Annotated in this window: 18 protein-coding genes; 14 read left to right on the forward strand and 4 right to left on the reverse strand. The window is 56.3% G+C overall.

Annotated features, from left to right (window positions below):
- The first annotated feature begins 44 nt into the window (after positions 1-44).
- From mazG to eno, 3 genes are all read left to right on the forward strand, one after another.
- Positions 45-836 (forward strand): nucleoside triphosphate pyrophosphohydrolase, encoded by a 792-nt coding sequence (gene mazG / locus NQ230_RS04970; protein WP_193940377.1) that lies wholly within the window; start codon positions 45-47, stop codon positions 834-836.
- Positions 837-1,059: 223 nt separating this feature from the next.
- Entirely contained in the window at positions 1,060-2,697 is a 1,638-nt protein-coding gene (gene pyrG, locus NQ230_RS04975; RefSeq protein ID WP_257260250.1) for a glutamine hydrolyzing CTP synthase, read from the forward strand.
- A gap of 82 nt (positions 2,698-2,779) precedes the next feature.
- Complete coding sequence (gene eno, locus NQ230_RS04980; protein ID WP_023309012.1) at positions 2,780-4,078, forward strand: phosphopyruvate hydratase; 1,299 nt, start codon at positions 2,780-2,782, stop codon at positions 4,076-4,078.
- A gap of 53 nt (positions 4,079-4,131) precedes the next feature.
- On the opposite strand, the gene NQ230_RS04985 is transcribed toward eno, so the two are convergent.
- Together NQ230_RS04985 and NQ230_RS04990 are read right to left on the reverse strand one after the other, a co-directional pair.
- Positions 4,132-5,241: an SDR family oxidoreductase gene (locus NQ230_RS04985; RefSeq protein WP_257260254.1), complete on the reverse strand. Its 1,110-nt coding sequence runs from the start codon at positions 5,239-5,241 to the stop codon at positions 4,132-4,134.
- 348 nt (positions 5,242-5,589) lie between these two features.
- On the reverse strand, positions 5,590-6,414 hold the full coding sequence (locus NQ230_RS04990; protein ID WP_024909265.1) for a MurR/RpiR family transcriptional regulator: 825 nt from the start codon (positions 6,412-6,414) through the stop codon (positions 5,590-5,592).
- Between the two features lie 165 nt (positions 6,415-6,579).
- Here NQ230_RS04990 and NQ230_RS04995 point away from each other — a divergent pair, with 165 nt between their 5' ends.
- From NQ230_RS04995 to queE, 3 genes are read left to right on the forward strand one after another with little or no spacing between them, the layout of a single operon-like run.
- Positions 6,580-8,139 carry a PTS transporter subunit EIIC gene (locus NQ230_RS04995; protein WP_257260257.1) on the forward strand — a complete coding sequence of 520 codons (1,560 nt, stop codon included), beginning with the start codon at positions 6,580-6,582 and terminating at the stop codon, positions 8,137-8,139.
- Complete coding sequence (locus tag NQ230_RS05000; protein ID WP_121424542.1) at positions 8,139-8,846, forward strand: N-acetylmannosamine-6-phosphate 2-epimerase; 708 nt, start codon at positions 8,139-8,141, stop codon at positions 8,844-8,846. Before NQ230_RS04995 ends, NQ230_RS05000 begins: the two co-directional genes overlap by 1 nt.
- Positions 8,847-8,900: 54 nt before the next feature.
- Positions 8,901-9,572, forward strand: a complete 672-nt coding sequence (gene queE / locus NQ230_RS05005) for a 7-carboxy-7-deazaguanine synthase QueE (RefSeq protein ID WP_023333236.1) — start codon at positions 8,901-8,903, stop codon at positions 9,570-9,572.
- Between the two features lie 86 nt (positions 9,573-9,658).
- On the opposite strand, the gene queD is transcribed toward queE, so the two are convergent.
- Entirely contained in the window at positions 9,659-10,021 is a 363-nt protein-coding gene (gene queD, locus NQ230_RS05010) for a 6-carboxytetrahydropterin synthase QueD (RefSeq protein ID WP_023309002.1), read from the reverse strand.
- 306 nt (positions 10,022-10,327) lie between these two features.
- Between queD and cysJ the strand changes: the two genes are divergently transcribed.
- The 3 genes from cysJ to cysH all read left to right on the forward strand — a co-directional run bounded on the left by cysJ (position 10,328) and on the right by cysH (position 14,656).
- Entirely contained in the window at positions 10,328-12,133 is a 1,806-nt protein-coding gene (cysJ, locus tag NQ230_RS05015; protein WP_257260260.1) for an NADPH-dependent assimilatory sulfite reductase flavoprotein subunit, read from the forward strand.
- On the forward strand, positions 12,133-13,845 hold the full coding sequence (cysI, locus tag NQ230_RS05020; protein ID WP_257260262.1) for an assimilatory sulfite reductase (NADPH) hemoprotein subunit: 1,713 nt from the start codon (positions 12,133-12,135) through the stop codon (positions 13,843-13,845). The genes cysJ and cysI overlap by 1 nt, the downstream gene beginning before the upstream one ends.
- Before the next feature lie 76 nt (positions 13,846-13,921).
- On the forward strand, positions 13,922-14,656 hold the full coding sequence (gene cysH / locus NQ230_RS05025) for a phosphoadenosine phosphosulfate reductase (protein WP_257260264.1): 735 nt from the start codon (positions 13,922-13,924) through the stop codon (positions 14,654-14,656).
- Positions 14,657-14,753: 97 nt separating this feature from the next.
- Here the strand turns inward: cysH and NQ230_RS05030 are convergent, their stop codons facing one another.
- The gene (locus NQ230_RS05030) at positions 14,754-15,797 is read right to left on the reverse strand and encodes an aminopeptidase (protein ID WP_121424538.1); all 1,044 of its coding nucleotides are present in this window, start codon (positions 15,795-15,797) and stop codon (positions 14,754-14,756) included.
- Positions 15,798-16,034: 237 nt separating this feature from the next.
- On the opposite strand from NQ230_RS05030, the gene cysG reads away from it, so the two are divergent.
- The 5 genes from cysG to NQ230_RS05055 are packed head-to-tail and all read left to right on the forward strand — an operon-like array spanning position 16,035 to position 20,735.
- A complete protein-coding gene (gene cysG / locus NQ230_RS05035; RefSeq protein WP_371745445.1) occupies positions 16,035-17,393 on the forward strand; it encodes a siroheme synthase CysG in 1,359 nt (452 codons plus the stop codon).
- A 9-nt stretch (positions 17,394-17,402) separates the two neighbouring features.
- Complete coding sequence (cysD, locus tag NQ230_RS05040) at positions 17,403-18,311, forward strand: sulfate adenylyltransferase subunit CysD (protein ID WP_006811770.1); 909 nt, start codon at positions 17,403-17,405, stop codon at positions 18,309-18,311.
- A gap of 9 nt (positions 18,312-18,320) precedes the next feature.
- Positions 18,321-19,745 (forward strand): sulfate adenylyltransferase subunit CysN, encoded by a 1,425-nt coding sequence (cysN, locus tag NQ230_RS05045; protein ID WP_257260265.1) that lies wholly within the window; start codon positions 18,321-18,323, stop codon positions 19,743-19,745.
- Positions 19,745-20,350 (forward strand): adenylyl-sulfate kinase, encoded by a 606-nt coding sequence (gene cysC / locus NQ230_RS05050; RefSeq protein ID WP_032660281.1) that lies wholly within the window; start codon positions 19,745-19,747, stop codon positions 20,348-20,350. Before cysN ends, cysC begins: the two co-directional genes overlap by 1 nt.
- A gap of 58 nt (positions 20,351-20,408) precedes the next feature.
- A complete protein-coding gene (locus NQ230_RS05055) occupies positions 20,409-20,735 on the forward strand; it encodes a DUF3561 family protein (RefSeq protein WP_008499610.1) in 327 nt (108 codons plus the stop codon).
- Positions 20,736-20,764 lie beyond the last annotated feature (29 nt).

Consider the following 20,764-nt stretch of genomic DNA (forward strand, 5'->3'; position numbering starts at 1 on the left):
AAGGCGTAAGCCGCCACCCGGCGTTTTTTTATCAGGACATAACCATGACTCAAATCGACCGCCTGCTCGGCATCATGAAACGCCTGCGCGACCCGGAAAACGGCTGTCCGTGGGACAAAGAGCAGACTTTCGCCACCATCGCCCCGTACACCCTTGAAGAGACCTATGAGGTGCTGGACGCTATTTCCCGTGAAGATTTTGCCGACCTGCGCGGCGAGCTGGGCGATCTGCTGTTCCAGGTGGTGTTCTATGCGCAAATGGCGCAGGAAGAAGGGCGCTTTAACTTTGACGATATCTGCGCTGCTATAAGCGACAAGCTGGAGCGCCGTCATCCCCATATCTTTGGCGATGCCACCGCAGGGAACAGCGCCGAGGTGCTGGCCCGCTGGGAGCAGATCAAAAGCGCCGAGCGGGCGGAAAAATCCCAGCACTCGGCGCTGGATGATATTCCGCTGAGCCTGCCCGCGCTGATGCGCGCGCATAAAATCCAGAAACGCTGCTCCGCGGTGGGGTTTGACTGGACCTCTCTCGGCCCTGTGCTGGATAAAGTGCACGAAGAGATTGATGAAGTCATGCACGAAGCGCAGCAGGCGGTGGTGGATGAAGCAAAGCTTGAGGAAGAGATGGGCGACCTGCTGTTTGCGACCGTCAACCTTTCTCGCCACCTGGGTGTAAAAGCGGAAACCGCCCTGCAAAAAGCCAACATAAAATTCGAACGACGCTTTCGCGAAGTTGAGCGGATTGTCGCCTCGCGAGGCCTGGAAATGAGCGGAATTGACCTCGAGGCAATGGAAGAAGTCTGGCAGGAAGTAAAGCGCCAGGAACATGATCTCTAACGAGATTTTGCGATCAAGCGCAATTTGTGTGATTTTTTAAATGACAAGCGCTTGATTTGCGTCAAAAACATTTACCCAAAAGGGGCTATTTTCTCACTCCTTATGTTTGTCATGGCCTGGAATGGAGACGGAGAATGAAAGTTTGTGGCGCTCGCCGTGTTCGGGTATACTACTTTCCCGTCCTGGTTATTCCATCGTTTCACCCTAACTTCTCAGGTTCAGCATGACAACGAACTATATTTTTGTGACCGGCGGGGTCGTATCCTCTCTGGGTAAAGGCATTGCCGCAGCCTCCCTCGCAGCCATTCTTGAAGCCCGTGGCCTCAATGTGACCATGATGAAACTGGATCCGTACATCAACGTCGATCCGGGTACCATGAGCCCAATCCAACACGGGGAAGTGTTCGTTACTGAAGACGGCGCTGAAACCGATCTGGATCTTGGCCACTACGAGCGTTTCATCCGCACCAAAATGACCCGTCGTAACAACTTCACGACTGGCCGCATCTACTCCGACGTTCTGCGTAAAGAGCGCCGTGGGGACTACCTGGGTGCAACCGTTCAGGTTATCCCGCACATCACTAACGCAATCAAAGAACGCATTGTTACGGGTGGCGAAGGCCACGACGTGGTGCTGGTTGAAATCGGCGGTACCGTGGGTGATATCGAATCCCTGCCATTCCTGGAAGCGATTCGTCAGCTGGCGGTAGATATTGGCCGTGAAAACGCGCTGTTCATGCACCTGACCCTGGTGCCGTACATGGCCGCCGCAGGCGAAGTGAAAACCAAGCCGACCCAGCACTCTGTGAAAGAGCTGCTCTCAATTGGTATTCAGCCAGATATCCTGGTTTGCCGCTCCGATCGCGCGGTTCCGGCGAACGAACGTGCGAAAATTGCATTGTTCTGTAACGTGCCTGAAAAAGCCGTTATTTCAATGAAAGATGTCGATTCCATTTATAAAATCCCGGGCCTGTTGAAATCTCAGGGCCTGGACGATTATATTTGTAAACGATTCAGCTTGAACTGTCCGGAAGCTAACCTGTCTGAATGGGAACAGGTTATTTATGAAGAAGCCAACCCGGCAGGCGAAGTGACTATCGGTATGGTCGGCAAGTACATTGAACTGCCGGATGCCTATAAGTCAGTGATCGAAGCGCTGAAACACGGTGGTCTGAAGAACCGTGTCTCTGTGAACATCAAGCTGATTGATTCGCAGGATGTTGAAACGCGTGGCGTTGAAATCCTGAAAGATCTGGATGCTATCCTTATCCCTGGCGGCTTCGGCTACCGTGGTGTAGAAGGCAAGATCGCTACCGCGCGCTATGCGCGTGAAAACAATATTCCATACCTCGGCATCTGCCTGGGTATGCAGGTTGCGCTGATCGAATTTGCGCGCAACGTAGCGGGAATGGAAAACGCGAACTCTACGGAATTTGTGCCAGACTGTAAGTACCCTGTGGTGGCGCTTATCACTGAATGGCGTGACGAAGAAGGTAACGTCGAAGTCCGTACCGAGAAGAGCGATTTGGGTGGCACCATGCGTCTTGGCGCACAGGCCTGCCAGCTGTCTGACGATAGCGTGGTTCGCAAGCTGTATGGCGAGCCGGTCATCACCGAGCGCCATCGTCACCGCTATGAAGTCAACAACATGTTGTTGAAACCTATTGAAGCCGCGGGCCTGCGTGTTGCGGGCCGCTCCGGGGATGATCAGTTAGTCGAGATCATTGAAGTGCCAAACCATCCGTGGTTTGTCGCCTGCCAGTTCCACCCGGAATTTACTTCAACGCCGCGTGACGGGCATCCGCTGTTTGCAGGCTTCGTGAAGGCCGCCAGCGACTACCAGAAGCGTCAGGCGAAGTAAAAAAAGTTAGAACGGCAACGCGTACCTTTGGTACGCGTTGTTTGTCTGGAGTTTTAGTTTAACTTGTACTGAGGAAAATCTAATGTCCAAAATCGTTAAAGTCATCGGTCGTGAAATCATCGACTCCCGTGGTAACCCGACCGTTGAAGCCGAAGTTCACCTGGAAGGTGGTTTCGTTGGTATGGCTGCTGCTCCATCAGGTGCTTCTACTGGTTCTCGCGAAGCGCTGGAACTGCGCGATGGCGACAAATCCCGCTTCCTGGGCAAAGGCGTACTGAAAGCGGTTGGCGCTGTAAACGGTCCGATTGCTCAGGCAATCCTTGGCAAAGACGCCAAAGACCAGGCTGGCATCGACAAGATCATGATCGATCTGGACGGTACTGAAAACAAATCTAACTTCGGTGCGAACGCAATCCTGGCTGTTTCCCTGGCGAACGCCAAAGCGGCTGCTGCTGCGAAAGGTATGCCACTGTTCGAGCACATCGCTGAACTGAACGGCACCCCAGGCAAATACTCCATGCCTGTACCAATGATGAACATCATCAACGGTGGTGAGCACGCAGACAACAACGTTGATATTCAGGAATTCATGATTCAGCCAGTTGGCGCGAAATCCCTGAAAGAAGCGGTACGTATGGGTTCTGAAGTGTTCCACAACCTGGCTAAAGTTCTGAAAGCTAAAGGTATGAACACTGCTGTTGGTGACGAAGGTGGCTATGCGCCAAACCTGGGTTCTAACGCAGAAGCACTGGCTGTTATCGCAGAAGCAGTAAAAGCTGCTGGCTACGAGCTGGGCAAAGACATCACCCTGGCGATGGACTGTGCAGCATCTGAATTCTACAAAGACGGTAAATACGTTCTGGCTGGCGAAGGCAACAAAGCGTTCACCTCCGAAGAGTTCACTCACTTCCTGGAAGACCTGACCAAACAGTACCCAATCGTGTCTATCGAAGACGGTCTGGACGAGTCTGACTGGGCTGGCTTCGCATACCAGACTAAAGTACTGGGCGACAAAATCCAGCTGGTTGGTGACGACCTGTTCGTAACCAACACCAAGATCCTGAAAGAAGGCATCGAGAAAGGCATCGTTAACTCCATCCTGATCAAATTCAACCAGATCGGTTCTCTGACCGAAACTCTGGCAGCGATCAAAATGGCAAAAGACGCTGGCTACACCGCTGTTATCTCTCACCGTTCTGGCGAAACTGAAGACGCTACCATTGCCGACCTGGCTGTGGGTACCGCTGCAGGCCAGATCAAAACCGGTTCTATGAGCCGTTCTGACCGTGTTGCTAAATACAACCAGCTGATTCGTATCGAAGAAGCGCTGGGCGAAAAAGCACCATACAACGGTCTGAAAGAGATCAAAGGCCAGGCATAATTGCTTAAGCCTTAAAATGAAAATGCCAGTCGAATGACTGGCATTTTTTTTGGCTATTTAAAATCGACCGCCATTTGCTCCGGAATGGTCAGCCCCTGGGTGGTCTGCACGCAGCGGGCGATGTAGTCCGTAAACCGGGGTGGCTTCGGCATCCCCATGCTCAGCAGCTTATCGTTGCTGAAGCGCACGTTAAGCGTGGCAAACGCACCGTATAAACGCATGGCTTTCAGCATCAGACGTTCGTTGCACGGCCCAAAAATATGCTTCAACTCGCGGCGCATTCTGACCAGCGTTTCGTAGCTGACCTGCGCATATTTATCCCCGACGGGGGCTTTCTCCAGCGCCTGCGCCATGGCCTGATCGATATCCGCAAAGCGAACGCTGTTCTCTTCTCCCGCAGAAATGTGTACCACTTCTCCCGGAAGCGCGTTGCTGTTGAGCAGCATTAACATCGCGTCGGCGCAATAATCCACCGGAACAACGTCGATCCGGTCTTCCATTGAGCACATAAACTTCTGCAGCATCAGGCCCATGCTAAAGACCCAGAAAATGCTGCTCGAGGGTGTGCAGCCGTGACGGGTATGGCCGACGACGATGGACGGACGGGCGATAAGCAGCGGCAGGTTCGGACACTCCTGGCGCATCAGCTGTTCGATGGTTGACTTCGAAAACGTGTATTCCACCAGGTGTTCAGCATTCTCTCTGAATTCAGCGCTTTCGGCGACCAGTGAATCCTGCTCTGGCGTGCATGACATCGCGGTGCCGACGTGGAGGAAACGCTGCAGTCCTGTGACCTGCTCCATACGGCGCGCCAGCGCGAGCGTACCTTCAACGTTGACCTTCCAGATCAGCGGGTTATTACCAAATGAGGCAACGGCCGCACAGTTAACGACATGCGTGACCCGATCCAGACGGGGATCGTGCAGAAAGGCTTCAGGCTGGCTGAGGTCGCCAATCAGGATATTATCCACCTTCAGGGAGGCCAGTTTGTCCTCAGGAACGTTGAACTTGCGCATATTCTCCAGCACGCGCTCCAGCCCGCTCTGCGGATCGCCGGCGCGCGCAAGCAAAAGGAGTTCTACGGACTGATCGTTGGTCAGGATTTTTTCAAGAACTGCACCGCCCAGAAATCCGGTCACGCCTGTAATCAATAACATCTTCATTAATACCGTCTCATTATGATTGATGAGGCGGATTGTAGGCGCGCAAAAGTAAACGGCATTTAAATAATAAATCGCCGAAACCGACAGCATCTTAAGCTTATTTTAAGGAAAGGAAATCGGGTGGATATATTGGACATTAGCGGAAGGGTAAAAATTCACTCTATTAAGATTTAAATTTTAAACTATTGAATTTAATGTTATTTATAGAGGGCTGCCAGAATAGCAAACTTAATTCAAAATGTAATAAAAATAATAATTTGTTACACCAAACATTTACCAAATAAATGATTTAAACACCACTTAACTGAAATCATTTGCAGGCCTATTTATTTAGCCTGCGAATGTTTTTCAGAGCAACAGGGGAAGCGTGGCGCTGGCGGTTTGTTGGCTAACGTCGCCGTAATGACCATCCAGCGCAATCATGGACGTGGTCAGCAGCTCGACCAGCAGCATCACCCCAACCTTAGCATTAAGTGCGCCTGCGCTAAGGGGACCCTCTGGTTTGGCGGCAACCAGCAGCATGTCGCTCAGAGACGCCAGCGGGCTGCGGGGCGTATTGCTGAGTGCCAGAACCTTAACGCCGCGCTTGCGGGCAAGCTTCACCACGTGGAGTAAATCCCGCGTTGAACCTGAACTGGAGATGGCTACAACCAGCGTCTCTTTCGAAAGCGTTGTCGCATTCATGGCCGCGCGGTGCATATCGCTAAACAGCTGTGCGGGTTTGCCCAGCCGCAGCAGCTTGTAATGCAGATACTCCCCGAGGATCGCGCTGGCCGCAACGCCATAAATCTGCACGGATTGCGCCTGGTGCAGCGCCAGCGCCGCCTTTTCAAGCAGCGTGCGGTCGAGGAGTCTGGCGGTATCCTGCAAAGCCTGCACCGACTCATCCACGACGTTATCAATTTCATCCCCCGCCTGACGCGCGGGCTGGCCCTGCTGAATATCCAGCGCAAGCGCCATTTTAAATTCGTTATAGCCCTTGCAGCCCAGCGTCCGGCAAAGGCGCGTGACGCTGGCCTCGCTGGTGTGGCTCTCGCGCGCCAGTTCAGTGATCGTCAGGTAGAGCACCCGGGCAGGATCGCTGAGGACAAACTCGCCGAGTTTTTGTTGCGTTGGGCTGTACCCGGAAGCCTCCTGGCGGAGCTTCAGCAGCAGATTTTCATGGTCCGACATGCCACGTCCTTAATGTGTTTCGCTGCGACTAGTGTGGCGGAAAGGAGGGGAAAGATGCCAGTCATTTTGAAAAAGTATGATCGGCTTCCTGGTTTTTGATGATAATTTTCACGTGATAATATTTATGTGGTAAAAATTTTCATCAATTAACGGGGAGATGAAAAAATGATGCAAATGTTCAGTGGCGCTTCTTCGGGGGGATGGTTTGAAAAAGCGCAGCGCTTTGGTAAATCCTTTATGTTGCCCATCGCCGTGTTGCCCGCGGCGGGTCTGCTGCTGGGGATAGGCGGCGCGTTATCCAATCCCAATACGCTGGCGGCTTATCCGTTTTTAGACGTGGGCTGGCTTCAGGCCATTTTCACCATCATGAGCAGCGCCGGTTCAATTGTGTTTGCGAACCTCTCGGTGCTGTTTGCGGTTGGGGTTGCCGTCGGGTTGGCAAAAAGCGATAAGGGCACGGCTGGGCTGGCGGCGCTGCTCGCGTTTCTGGTAATGAATGCCACCATCAACGCGCTGCTGATCCTCACCGGCAAACTGGCGCACGACAACCCGGGCGCTGTGGGGCAGGGTATGACGCTGGGTATTCAGACGCTGGAAACCGGCGTGTTTGGCGGCGTGGTGATTGGTCTGGTGACCTGCACGCTCCATCATCGGTTTAATAAAATTGCGCTTCCGCAGTTCCTCGGGTTCTTTGGCGGGTCGCGCTTTGTTCCTATAATCAGCTCGCTGGCGGCGATACTTGTCGGCGCGCTCATGACCGTGATCTGGCCGCATTTCCAGAAACTGATTTTTGGTCTCGGCGGGCTAGTGGATGCCACCGGTTATCTGGGCACCCTGCTGTACGGCTTCATTTTACGCATGCTGGGCCCGTTTGGTTTGCACCACATCTTCTATCTGCCGTTCTGGACCACCGCGCTCGGCGGCAGTGAGATTGTCAACGGTCACCTGGTTGAGGGCACACAGCGGATCTTCTTCGCCCAGCTGGCCGACCCGAACACGCAGCATTTCTATGAGGGCACGTCGCGCTTCATGTCCGGGCGCTTTATTACGATGATGTTTGGCCTGCTCGGCGCGTGTCTGGCGATGTACCACACGGCAAAACCGGAGAACAAAAAGCGCGTTGCCGGGCTGCTGCTCTCTGCGGCGTTAACCTCGTTCCTGACCGGGATTACCGAGCCTATCGAGTTCTCCTTCCTGTTTATTGCGCCGGTGCTTTACGTCATTCATGCGCTGTTTGACGGGCTGGCGTTCATGCTCGCACACATGCTGCATATCACCATCGGTCAAACCTTCTCCGGCGGTTTTATCGACTTCGTACTGTTCGGCATTTTGCAGGGGGAGGCCAAAACCAACTGGATGTTCGTTCCGCTGGTCGGCGTGCCGTGGTTCTTCCTCTACTACTTCACCTTCCGCTACCTGATTAACCGCTTCGATTTTGCCACGCCGGGTCGGGAAAAGGAGGCGATGGCCAATGAGGTGACCTTCTCACAGAGCGAGCGCGCCGTTGCGGTGATCGCTGGATTAGGCGGAAAAGACAATCTGGAAGAGGTGGACTGCTGCGCCACGCGGCTTCGCGTCACGGTGAAGGACGGCAGCAAAGTGAATGACGCGGCGCTGAAAGCCACCGGCGCGCGCGGCGTTATCGTGCGCGGCAACGGGGTTCAGGTCATTTATGGCCCGCACGTGACGATTATCAAAAACGAAGTGGAAGAGATCTTATCGTAATGAAAACTGTACTGGATAACCTGAAGGGAAAACTGGTCGTCTCCTGTCAGGCGCTGGAGAATGAACCGCTGCACAGCCCGTTTATTATGTCGCGGATGGCGCTGGCGGCGGCGCAGGGCGGAGCCGCTGCCATTCGTGCCAACAGCGTGGTGGATATCGAGGCCATTAAGCAGCTGGTCTCTTTGCCTGTTATCGGCATCATCAAACGGGATTACCCGGAAAGCGAAGTGTTTATCACCGCCACGATGAAAGAGGTGGATGAGCTCATGGCCGTCTCGCCGGAAATCATTGCGCTTGATGCGACGGCGCGGGAGCGTCCCGGTGGGGAATCCCTGGAAACGCTGGTCACGCGCATCCGCTCTCGCTACCCCTCGGTACTGCTGATGGCGGATATTTCCACCGTGGGCGAAGCCGTGACGGCGCAGGGGCTTGGCTTTGACTGCGTCGGCACCACGCTTTACGGCTATACGGCGGAAACGGCGGGCCATTCGCTTCCGGAGAACGACTGCGCGTTCCTGAAGGCCGTGCTGGCTGCCGTGACGGTTCCCGTGATTGCCGAAGGCAACGTGGATACGCCTGAACGCGCGGCAAGATGCCTGGCGCTGGGCGCGCATACGGTCGTCGTCGGCGGCGCGATCACCCGTCCACAGCAAATTACCGAGCGTTTTATGGTGGCGATTGGCGCGCAAAGCACCGATGGAGCATGACCATCCGGCGGGGATCTGCGATACTTATCGTTTATCCCCTTTACTGAGATGACTATGCAGTACCCGATTAACGAGATGTTCCAGACCCTGCAAGGCGAGGGTTACTTTACCGGCGTTCCCGCTATTTTCATTCGCTTACAGGGATGCCCGGTTGGCTGTGCCTGGTGTGATACCAAACATACGTGGGATAAGCTCGCAGATCGGGAAGTGTCGCTGTTTAGCATACTGGCGAAAACCAAAGAGAGCGATAAGTGGGGCGCGGGCAGTTCAGAAGATCTGCTGGCCATTATTGGTCGTCAGGGCTGGACGGCGCGCCACGTGGTGATCACCGGCGGTGAACCCTGCATACACGATCTGACCCCGCTGACCGAGCTGCTCGAAAAGAACGGCTACAGCTGCCAGATTGAAACCAGCGGCACCCATGAAGTGCGCTGCTCGCACACCACCTGGGTGACGGTATCGCCAAAAGTGAATATGCGCGGCGGATACGACGTGCTGTCTCAGGCGCTGGAGCGCGCGGATGAGATTAAGCACCCGGTAGGGCGCGTGCGTGATATCGAAGCGCTGGATGAACTGCTGGCCACGCTGACGGACGAAAAGCAGCGGGTGATTGCCCTGCAGCCTATCAGCCAGAAAGACGACGCCACGCGCCTGTGCATTGAAACCTGTATTGCGCGTAACTGGCGCCTGTCGATGCAGACGCACAAGTACCTGAATATTGCATAAAAAAGCCCGGTGGCGCTAGCGCTTACCGGGCCTACGGTTCGAGGCTTTTGTAGGCCGGGTAAGGCGAAGCCGCCACCCGGCAAGCATCACTCCCCGCGATAGATACAGCCAGCGGTGCAGGTCTCTTTGATCATCACCGCGCTCAGCAGCGGCACCAGCGGCTTCATCTGATCCCAAATCCATTTCGCCAGCACTTCGCTGGTCGGGTTTTCAAGGCCCGGGATATCATTCAGGTAGTAATGATCCAGACGATCGTAGGTCGGCTTAAACGCCGCCTTCAGCTCGGCAAAATCCATGATCCAACCGGTATGCGGATCAACTTCACCGGTGATCTCAAGACGCACCATGAACGAATGCCCGTGCAGACGGCCGCATTTATGCCCTTCTGGGACATGCGGAAGATGGTGGGCGGCTTCGAAGGTGAAATCTTTAAACAGTGTGGTGGACATGATCGCTCTCAGTAATGCGGAAAAAACCGCCGCATAGTACCGGAAAGCACAATTTTTAGCATTAACTAAAACGGCTCTGAAGCCTGGCGTCTCGTTAACAGGCGTTTTTTGATGTTTTTATCGATAATTTTCAGAGGGTTAATTAATCGGTTTTATCGCTAAGTATGACAACTAAAACAGGTTAGTCCATTTGGTTATTTATTATTTCCATCCCTTCTTTAATTGTTATTATCCTCGCCGTTAACCTTAACTTCAGTTTGGATTTATTCGCTTAAAGTCCGCTTGGCTACTGGAACATAACGACGCATGACAACACAGGCCCCACCTTCAAATTTGCTTCCCCTGAACCCGGAGCAACTGGCGCGCCTTCAGGCTGCCACCTCTGATTTTTCTCCCACTCAGCTTGCCTGGGTCTCCGGTTATTTCTGGGGAATGCTCAATCAGCAGCCTGGCGCTGTGGCGGGTGCACCGGTAACGGCCGTTGAAATTCCGGCCATTACTCTGATTTCCGCCTCGCAGACGGGCAATGCGCGCCGCGTGGCCGAAGCGCTGCGTGACGACCTGTTGGCCGCCAAACTGAACGTGAACCTGGTCAACGCCGGGGATTATAAATTTAAGCAAATCGCGTCAGAAAAACTGCTGGTGGTGGTCGCCTCTACCCAGGGCGAAGGTGAACCCGCTGAAGAAGCGGTGGCGCTGCACAAGTTCCTGTTCTCGAAAAAAGCGCCGAAGCTGGACGGCACGGCGTTTGCCGTCTTTGGCCTGGGCGATACCTCCTATGAATTCTTCTGCCAGTCCGGTAAAGACTTCGACAGCAAGCTGGCGGAGCTGGGCGCGGAGCGCCTGCTGGACCGCGTTGACGCGGATGTCGAATACCAGACCGCCGCCGCCGAATGGCGTGCCCGCATCGTTGAGGTGCTGAAAGCGCGCGTGCCGAAAGAGACGTCGGCGCAGGCCGCCTTCACCGCGACGGGTGCCGTCAACGACATTCACACCAGCCCGTACACCAAAGAGGCGCCGCTGACGGCGAGCCTGGCGGTGAACCAGAAAATTACCGGCCGCGACTCGGAAAAAGACGTGCGCCATATCGAAATCGATCTCGGCGACTCTGGCCTGCGCTATCAGCCGGGCGATGCGCTGGGTATCTGGTATCAGAACGATCCGGCGCTGGTGAAAGAGCTGGTTGAGCTGCTGTGGCTGAAGGGTGACGAGCCTGTCACCGTTGACGGCAAAACCCTGCCGCTTTCAGAGGCGCTGCAGTGGCATTTCGAGCTGACGGTGAACACCCCGAATATCGTCGAAAATTATGCCACCTTAACGCGCAGCGAATCCTTGCTGCCGCTGGTGGGCGACAAAGCGAAACTGCAGCATTACGCCGCGACGACGCCAATTGTCGATATGGTGCGTTTCTCTCCGGCTCAGCTGGATGCCGATGCGCTTATCGGCCTGCTGCGTCCGCTGACCCCGCGCCTGTACTCTATCGCCTCTTCGCAGGCCGAAGTGGAGAGTGAAGTGCATGTCACCGTAGGCGTGGTGCGCTACGACATCGAAGGCCGCGCCCGCGCGGGTGGGGCATCAAGCTTCCTGGCGGATCGCGTGGAAGAAGAGGGCGAAGTGCGCGTCTTTATCGAGCACAACGACAACTTCCGCCTGCCTGAGAACCCGGAAACCCCGGTTATCATGATTGGCCCTGGCACCGGCATCGCGCCGTTCCGCGCCTTTATGCAGCAGCGCGCGGCAGATGAAGCGCCGGGTAAAAACTGGCTGTTCTTCGGCAACCCGCACTTTACCGAAGATTTCCTCTACCAGGTTGAGTGGCAGCGCTATGTTAAAGAAGGCGTACTGACCCGCATCGATCTGGCCTGGTCCCGCGACCAGAAAGAAAAAGTATACGTACAAGACAAACTGCGCGCACAGGGCGCAGAGCTGTGGCGCTGGATCAATGACGGTGCCCACATTTATGTCTGCGGCGACGCCAATCGCATGGCGAAAGACGTTGAGCAGGCGCTGCTGGAAGTGATTGCCGAATTCGGCGGTATGGATGCCGAAACGGCGGATGAATTTTTAAGTGAGCTGCGCGTAGAGCGCCGTTATCAGCGAGATGTCTACTAATGAGCGAAAAACATCCTGGCCCACTGGTGGTCGAAGGCAAACTGACTGATGCCGAGCGCATGAAGGTAGAGAGCAACTACCTGCGCGGTACCATTGCCGAAGATTTGAATGACGGTCTGACCGGCGGTTTCAAAGGCGACAACTTCCTGCTGATCCGTTTCCACGGTATGTACCAGCAGGACGATCGCGATATCCGCGCCGAACGCGCTGAACAAAAGCTGGAGCCGCGTCATGCGATGCTGCTGCGCTGCCGTCTGCCGGGCGGGGTAATCACCACCAAACAGTGGCAGGCGATCGACAAGTTCGCGGGTGAAAACACGATTTACGGCAGCATCCGCCTGACCAACCGTCAGACCTTCCAGTTCCACGGCATTCTGAAGAAGAACGTGAAGCCGGTGCACCAGATGCTCCACTCCGTCGGGCTGGACGCGCTGGCGACCGCCAACGACATGAACCGTAACGTGCTCTGCACCTCGAACCCGTATGAATCCGAACTGCACGCCGAAGCGTACGAGTGGGCGAAGAAGATATCTGAGCACCTGCTGCCGCGCACGCGCGCCTATGCAGAGATTTGGCTCGATCAGGAAAAAGTCGCGACCACGGACGAAGAACCGATCCTTGGCCAGACCTATCTGCCGCGCAAGTTTAAAACTACTGTCGTGATCCCGCCGCAGAACGATATCGATCTGCACGCCAACGACATGAACTTCGTGGCGATTGCCGAAAACGGCAAGCTGGTCGGCTTTAACCTGCTGGTGGGCGGCGGCCTGTCCATTGAGCACGGTAACAAGAAAACCTATGCCCGCACCGCGAGCGAGTTCGGCTTCCTGCCGCTGGAGCACACGCTGGCCGTGGCGGAAGCGGTAGTGACCACCCAGCGCGACTGGGGTAACCGTACCGACCGTAAAAACGCGAAAACCAAATACACCCTGGAGCGCGTGGGCGTTGAGACGTTCAAAGAGGAAGTGGAGCGTCGTGCAGGCATCAAGTTTGAGCCGATCCGCCCTTACGAATTCACCGGTCGCGGCGATCGCATTGGCTGGGTGAAGGGTATCGATAATAAATGGCACCTGACGCTGTTTATCGAAAACGGACGTATTCTGGATTATTCGGGCCGTCCGCTGAAAACCGGTCTGCTGGAAATTGCTAAGATCCATAAAGGCGAGTTCCGCATTACCGCTAACCAGAATCTCATCATTGCCGGCGTGCCGGAGAGCCAGAAGGCGAAGATCGAGAAGCTGGCGCGCGATCACGGGTTAATGGATGCCGTTAAACCGCAGCGTGAAAACTCGATGGCCTGCGTGTCGTTCCCGACCTGCCCGCTGGCGATGGCCGAAGCGGAACGTTTCCTGCCGTCATTTACTGACAAAGTGGAAGCGATTCTGGAAAAACACGGTATTCCGGACGAGCATATTGTTATGCGCGTCACCGGCTGCCCGAACGGCTGCGGTCGCGCGATGCTGGCCGAGCTTGGGCTGGTCGGCAAAGCACCGGGTCGTTACAACGTGCACCTTGGCGGCAATCGTATGGGGACGCGCATTCCGCGTATGTACCGTGAAAATATTACGGAACCGGAAATTCTTGATTCCATCGACGAGCTTGTCGGGCGCTGGGCGAAAGAGCGCGAAGCGGGTGAAGGCTTCGGCGACTTTACGGTGCGTGCGGGCATCATTCGCCCGGTGCTCGATCCCGCAAGGGATTTCTGGGAGTAACATCCCGACGGTTTTACAGATTTTGTAGGCCGGGCAAACGCAGTGCCGCCCGGCAAAACAGGCAAACGAGGTTCTTATGTCCGTACTCGATCTAAACGCCCTTAATGACCTGCCAAAAGTCGAACGCATTCTTCAGCTTTCAGAAACCAATGCCCATCTTGAAAAGCTGGACGCCGAAGGGCGCGTGGCGTGGGCGCTGGAAAACCTGCCGGGAGACTATGTGCTGTCGTCGAGCTTTGGTATTCAGGCGGCGGTCAGCCTGCATCTGGTGAATCAGATCCGTCCGGACATTCCGGTGATCCTCACCGATACCGGCTACCTGTTCCCGGAAACCTACCAGTTTATTGACGAGCTGACGGACAAGCTCAAGCTGAACCTCAAAGTTTACCGCGCGAAGGAAAGCGCGGCCTGGCAGGAGGCGCGCTACGGTAAGCTGTGGGAACAGGGCGTTGAGGGCATTGAGAAATACAATGAAATCAACAAAGTTGAGCCGATGAACCGGGCGCTGAAAGAGCTCAATGCGCAGACGTGGTTTGCGGGGCTACGCCGCGAGCAGTCCGGCAGCCGTGCAACCTTGCCGGTGCTGGCGGTCCAGCGCGGGGTGTTTAAAGTGCTGCCGATTATCGACTGGGATAACCGGACGGTGTATCAGTACCTGCAAAAACACGGGCTGAAGTACCATCCGCTGTGGGACCAGGGCTATCTGTCGGTGGGCGACACCCACACCACGCGCAAATGGGAACCGGGAATGGCGGAAGAAGAGACGCGATTCTTTGGGCTGAAGCGCGAGTGCGGGCTGCACGAAGGATAATGTCATTTCGCCCGGTGGCGCTGCGCTTACCGGGCCTACAAAGGCTCGATCGATACGTAGGCCCGGTAAGGCGTAGCCGCCACCGGGCTTAACAACCTCAGGCTTTCCCCGCTTTCGCCAGCTCCTTCACCAGCGGCAGCATCACCTTCACCACATCACGACTGCGGTGCTCAATCCGCTGCGGTAGCGCGCTATCAATGTGCTGCTGATTATCCAGCATCACGTTGTGCCAGCTTGTCCCGTCCGGGAAGGCCTTCGATTTAGCCCGCTGCTGATAGCCATCTTTCTTGCCCAGTGCCCAGTTTGTCGCTTCCACGTACAGCACCGGAATGCCCGCCTTATCGAACACTTCCCCGTCGTTGCAGCAGCCTGTTCCTCGCGGATAACCCGGGTTACCGCCGGGGTTGCTGGTGGCATAAACGCCATGGCTGCGGGCAATCGCCAGCGCCCGGTCGCGCGTCAGTTTCCGCACGGTACCCGGCGTACTCTGCCCGCTGTTGAAATAAAGCTTATCGCCGACGATCAGGTTATCGAGGTTGATCACCAGCAGCGTATTTTTCTTCTCCTCAGCGCTCATGCGTTTAAGGAGATTCTCAGCGCCGAGTTTGCCCTCTTCTTCACCGCTGGTGGCCACGAAACGAATGCCATACTGGGTTGGAATATCCTTCATCCGCTCGGCTAGTTCGAGCATCACGCCCAGGCCCGCCGCGTTGTCGTCCATGCCCTGCAGCGTCAGCCCGCCGAGGTTGTTATCCGTATCGGCATCGCTCATCGGGGCGTAGGTATCAAGGTGCGCCATAATAATAATCTGTTCAGCCGCGCTACCTTCATGCGCCGCGATAACCGTACTGCCGGTCACGTTATGCCAGTTTTTCGTTTTATTTCGTGAGGTATAGACGTAGCGGCTGTGAAATGTCCGGATGTCGCTCTGGTAGCCCATCCCGGCAAACTGCTGGCGAAGATAGTCCGCGGAGAGCATTTCCGCAGGCGAACCGGTCATGCGGCCAGGAAAGACAGTGGCAATATGCCGCGCCTGCATAGTGGCGATTTCACCATAAGGTTGGTTTTTTGCCTGAGCCGGAAGAATAAAGCAAACGCCGAGCGCCAGGGCTGCAATACGGTGGCGCGTTGCGGAAAACATAGTGAGTCCTTAAAAACTGAGCAAAATAATAACCCGCTTAGTATGAAACTGTGATCGTCCATACACAATTTGAATTGCTCTTAAATGCCCGAAATTTCGCGTGTTAAGCACTTTTTGGTATTAGCTTTTTCGCGGCGTTATTCCATTGAGTAACTACTCATTCCAATTCGTAATTTCATTCGGTCTAAGCCGCCCCCTATAGTCCCTTTATTCCTCGTTGTTAGTGAGTTGTTGCTTGTGGACTATCTGCCCTTATTTGCCGCGATAAAAGAGAAGCCGGTGCTGGTTGTAGGCACGGGTGAAATTGCCGATCGCAAAATCGCGTTTCTGCAGCGTGCAGGGGCGCAGGTGCGGGTAGTAGCAGAAGCGGACTTTGACGAATCACAAATTGACAGCGTAGTGCTGGTGATTGCGGCGACCGAAGATCGCGACCTGAACCGACGGATTTCCGACGCCGCTCAGGCCCGTTATCGCCTGGTGAACGTGGTGGACGACCAGCCATTATGCTCGTTTATCTTCCCGTCGATCGTTGACCGTTCGCCGCTGCTGGTGGCGATCTCCTCCGGCGGCACCGCACCGGTGCTGGCGCGCGTGCTGCGTGAAAAAATCGAAGCGCTGCTGCCGACCAGCCTCGGGCGCATGGCGGAAAAAGCCAGCTTCTGGCGTAACCACCTGAAAACGCGCCTGACCAGCGTGACGGAACGCCGTCGCTTCTGGGAACGCGTGTTTCGCGGCCGCTTTGCCAGCCTGATGCATGCCGGCAATGAGACGGCGGCGCAGAAAATCCTCGAGGACGAACTGGATAACCCCGGCAGCACGGGCGGGGAGATCATTCTGGTAGGGGCAGGGCCGGGCGATGCCGGGCTTCTGACGCTGCGCGGCCTGCAGGTGCTGCAGGACGCGGACGTGGTGTTCTACGACCATCTGGTCACCGACGGCGTGCGCGAGCTGATCCGTCGCGACGCGGAGCAAATCTGCGTCGGCAAACGGGCTGGCGAGCACTCGGTGCCGCAGCACGACACCAACCAGATGCTGGTTGACGCCGCCAAAGCGGGTAAAGCCGTGGTGCGCCTGAAAGGGGGCGATCCGTTTATCTTCGGTCGCGGCGGCGAAGAGCTGCAGGCGGCAGCCGAAGCGGGCGTACCGTTCCAGGTGGTGCCCGGCATTACGGCGGCCTCTGCGGTAACGGCCTACGCCGGTATCCCGCTCACCCACCGCGATTATGCCCAGAGCGTGACCTTTGTGACCGGCCACTACAAGGCCGACAGCACGCCGTTCGACTGGTCGCATCTCGCCCAGAGCCGCCAGACGCTGGCGATCTACATGGGCACGATGAAGGCGGCGGACATCAGCGAACAGCTTATTCAGCACGGTCGCGAGGCGACGACGCCCGTTGCCGTCATTTCTCGCGGCACGCGCGTCGATCAGCACGTTGCGACGGGCACGCTGGAACATCTTGCAACCCTGGCGAAAGACGCCCCGATGCCCGCCCTGATCGTGGTGGGAGAAGTGGTGCAGCTGCACAGCACGCTCGCCTGGTTCCAACACACAACCGATACAGAAGGCTTTGGTTCTTCTGTTGTAAATTTGGCTTAAGGAACGGTTATGGACCAAAAACGTCTTACACACCTGCGGCAGCTCGAAGCGGAGAGTATCCATATCATCCGCGAAGTGGCCGCCGAGTTTTCTAACCCGGTGATGATGTATTCCATCGGTAAAGATTCCAGCGTCATGCTGCATCTGGCGCGTAAAGCGTTTTATCCGGGCACGCTGCCGTTCCCGCTGCTGCACGTGGATACCGGCTGGAAATTCCGCGAAATGTACGAGTTCCGCGACCGTACCGCGAAGGCCTACGGCTGCGAGCTACTGGTGCATAAAAACCCGGAAGGGGTGGCGATGGGCATTAACCCGTTCGTGCACGGTAGCGCCAAGCACACCGATATCATGAAAACTGAAGGGCTGAAGCAGGCGCTGAATAAATACGGTTTTGACGCGGCCTTCGGCGGCGCGCGCCGTGACGAAGAGAAGTCCCGCGCCAAAGAGCGTATCTACTCCTTCCGCGACCGCTTCCACCGCTGGGACCCCAAAAACCAGCGCCCGGAGCTGTGGCACAACTACAACGGTCAGATTAATAAAGGCGAAAGCATTCGCGTCTTCCCGCTCTCCAACTGGACCGAGCTGGATATCTGGCAGTACATCTATCTCGAAAACATCGAAATCGTTCCGCTGTATCTGGCCGCCGAGCGCCCGGTGCTGGAGCGTGACGGCATGCTGATGATGATCGACGACGATCGCATCGACCTGCAGCCGGGTGAAGTGATCAAAAAACAGATGGTGCGTTTCCGTACCCTCGGCTGCTGGCCGCTGACCGGCGCGGTGGAATCCAGCGCGCAGACGCTGCCGGAGATCATCGAAGAGATGCTGGTGTCCACCACCAGCGAGCGACAGGGGCGCGTGATTGACCGCGACCAGGCAGGCTCCATGGAGCTGAAGAAACGTCAGGGTTATTTCTAAGGAGCCGCCATGAATACCACTATTGCTCAACAAATTGCCAACGAAGGCGGCGTGGAAGCGTATCTGCACGCGCAACAACACAAAAGCCTGCTGCGTTTTCTGACCTGCGGCAGCGTGGATGACGGGAAAAGTACCCTGATTGGCCGTCTGCTGCACGATACGCGCCAGATTTATGAAGATCAGCTCTCTTCCCTGCATAACGACAGCAAACGCCACGGCACCCAGGGCGAAAAACTCGACCTGGCCCTGCTGGTGGACGGCCTGCAGGCGGAGCGCGAGCAGGGCATCACCATCGACGTGGCCTACCGCTACTTCTCTACCGAGAAGCGCAAATTTATTATTGCCGACACCCCAGGGCACGAGCAGTACACCCGTAACATGGCGACCGGCGCTTCCACCTGCGACCTGGCGATCCTGCTGATGGACGCGCGTAAAGGCGTGCTGGATCAGACCCGTCGTCACAGCTTTATCTCGACGCTACTGGGGATCAAACACCTGGTGGTGGCGGTCAACAAGATGGATCTGGTGAACTTCAGCGAAGAGAAGTTCGAGGAGATCCGCCAGAGCTACCTGACCTTTGCCGAACAGCTGCCGGGCAACCTGGATATTCGCTTTGTACCGCTCTCGGCGCTGGAAGGGGATAACGTCGCCTCCCAGAGTGCGAACATGCCATGGTACAGCGGCCCGACGCTGCTGGAGGTGCTGGAAACCGTTGAAATTCAACGCGTGGTCGACACCCAGCCGATGCGCTTCCCGGTGCAGTACGTGAACCGTCCAAACCTCGATTTCCGCGGTTTCTCGGGCACCATCGCGTCAGGCTCCGTGAAGGTAGGTCAGCGCGTCAAGGTGCTGCCATCCGGCGTGGAATCGACTATCGCCCGCATCGTCACCTTCGACGGTGACCTGCAGGACGCGGGCGCCGGTGAAGCCGTAACGCTGGTGCTGAAAGACGAAATTGATATCAGCCGCGGCGACCTGCTGGTCGACGCGCAGGAAACGCTGGCGGCGGTGCAGGGCGCGTCCGTGGACGTGGTGTGGATGGCCGAACAGCCGCTGACCGCTGGCCAGAGCTACGACATCAAAATTGCGGGCAAGAAAACCCGCGCCCGCGTGGATGGCATTCAGTTCCAGGTGGACATCAACAACCTGACCCACCGTGACGTGAGCGAGCTGCCGCTGAACGGTATTGGCCTGGTGGATCTGACCTTTGACGAGCCGCTGGTGTTGGATCCATATCAGCAGAACCCGGTGACGGGCGGGCTGATCTTTATCGACAGGCTGACCAACGTCACCGTTGGTGCTGGCATGGTGCGCGAGCCTAACGCGCAGGCTGCCGCGACGTCTGAATTCAGCGCCTTCGAGCTGGAACTGAACGCGCTGGTGCGTAAACACTTCCCGCACTGGGGCGCACGCGATCTGCTGGGAGGCAAGTAATGGCCGCCCATGATGAGAACGTCGTCTGGCATCCTCATCCGGTGACCGTCGCCCAGCGCGAACGGCTCCACGGTCACCGTGGGGTTGTGCTGTGGTTTACCGGGCTGTCCGGCTCGGGTAAATCAACGGTGGCGGGCGCGCTGGAAGAGGCGTTGCATCAGCAGGGCGTAAGCACGTACCTGCTGGATGGCGACAACGTGCGTCACGGCCTGTGCAGCGATTTAGGGTTTAGCGACGATGACCGCAAAGAGAACATCCGCCGGGTGGGCGAAGTCGCCAGCCTGATGGCTGACGCCGGGCTGGTGGTGCTGACCGCGTTTATCTCTCCGCACCGCGCCGAGCGCCAGATGGTGCGCGAACGCGTGGGCCAGGATCGGTTTATCGAGGTGTTTGTCGATACGCCGCTGGAGATTTGCGAAGCGCGCGATCCGAAAGGGCTGTACAAGAAAGCGCGTGCCGGAGAACTGCGCAACTTCACCGGAATTGACGCGGTATACGAAGCGCCTGAATCGCCTGAGATTCACCTGGAAGGTCAACAATTGGTAACAAATTTAGTAAGCCAATTATTAGACCTGCTCAGACGGGACGATATTATCAGATCCTGAGACGGTATCGTTCGGGAGCTGTCTTCCCGAACGATGAGTCACGGTCACAGGATTAGCTATGCGCAACAGTGAACATTACATCACCACCACCGGGTCGGAGCCGCTCGCGACCGACGACGAAACGACCTGGTCATTTCCTGGGGCCATCATTGGCTTCGTCTCATGGCTGCTGGCGCTTGGCATTCCGTTTCTCATCTACGGCGGCAACACGCTGTTCTTCTTTCTCTACACCTGGCCTTTCTTTCTGGCGTTGATGCCCGTGGCGGTTGTCGTCGGGATTGCGCTGCACTCTCTGCTCAACGGTAAGCTCCTCTACAGCACCGTAGTCACGATTGTGACGGTGGTTCTGATGTTTGGTCTGTTATTTTTGTGGCTCATGGGCTAACTTCAGCCATAATTCAAACCGTAACCAAC

Source organism: Enterobacter asburiae (assembly GCF_024599655.1).
GTDB lineage: Bacteria > Pseudomonadota > Gammaproteobacteria > Enterobacterales > Enterobacteriaceae > Enterobacter > Enterobacter asburiae_D.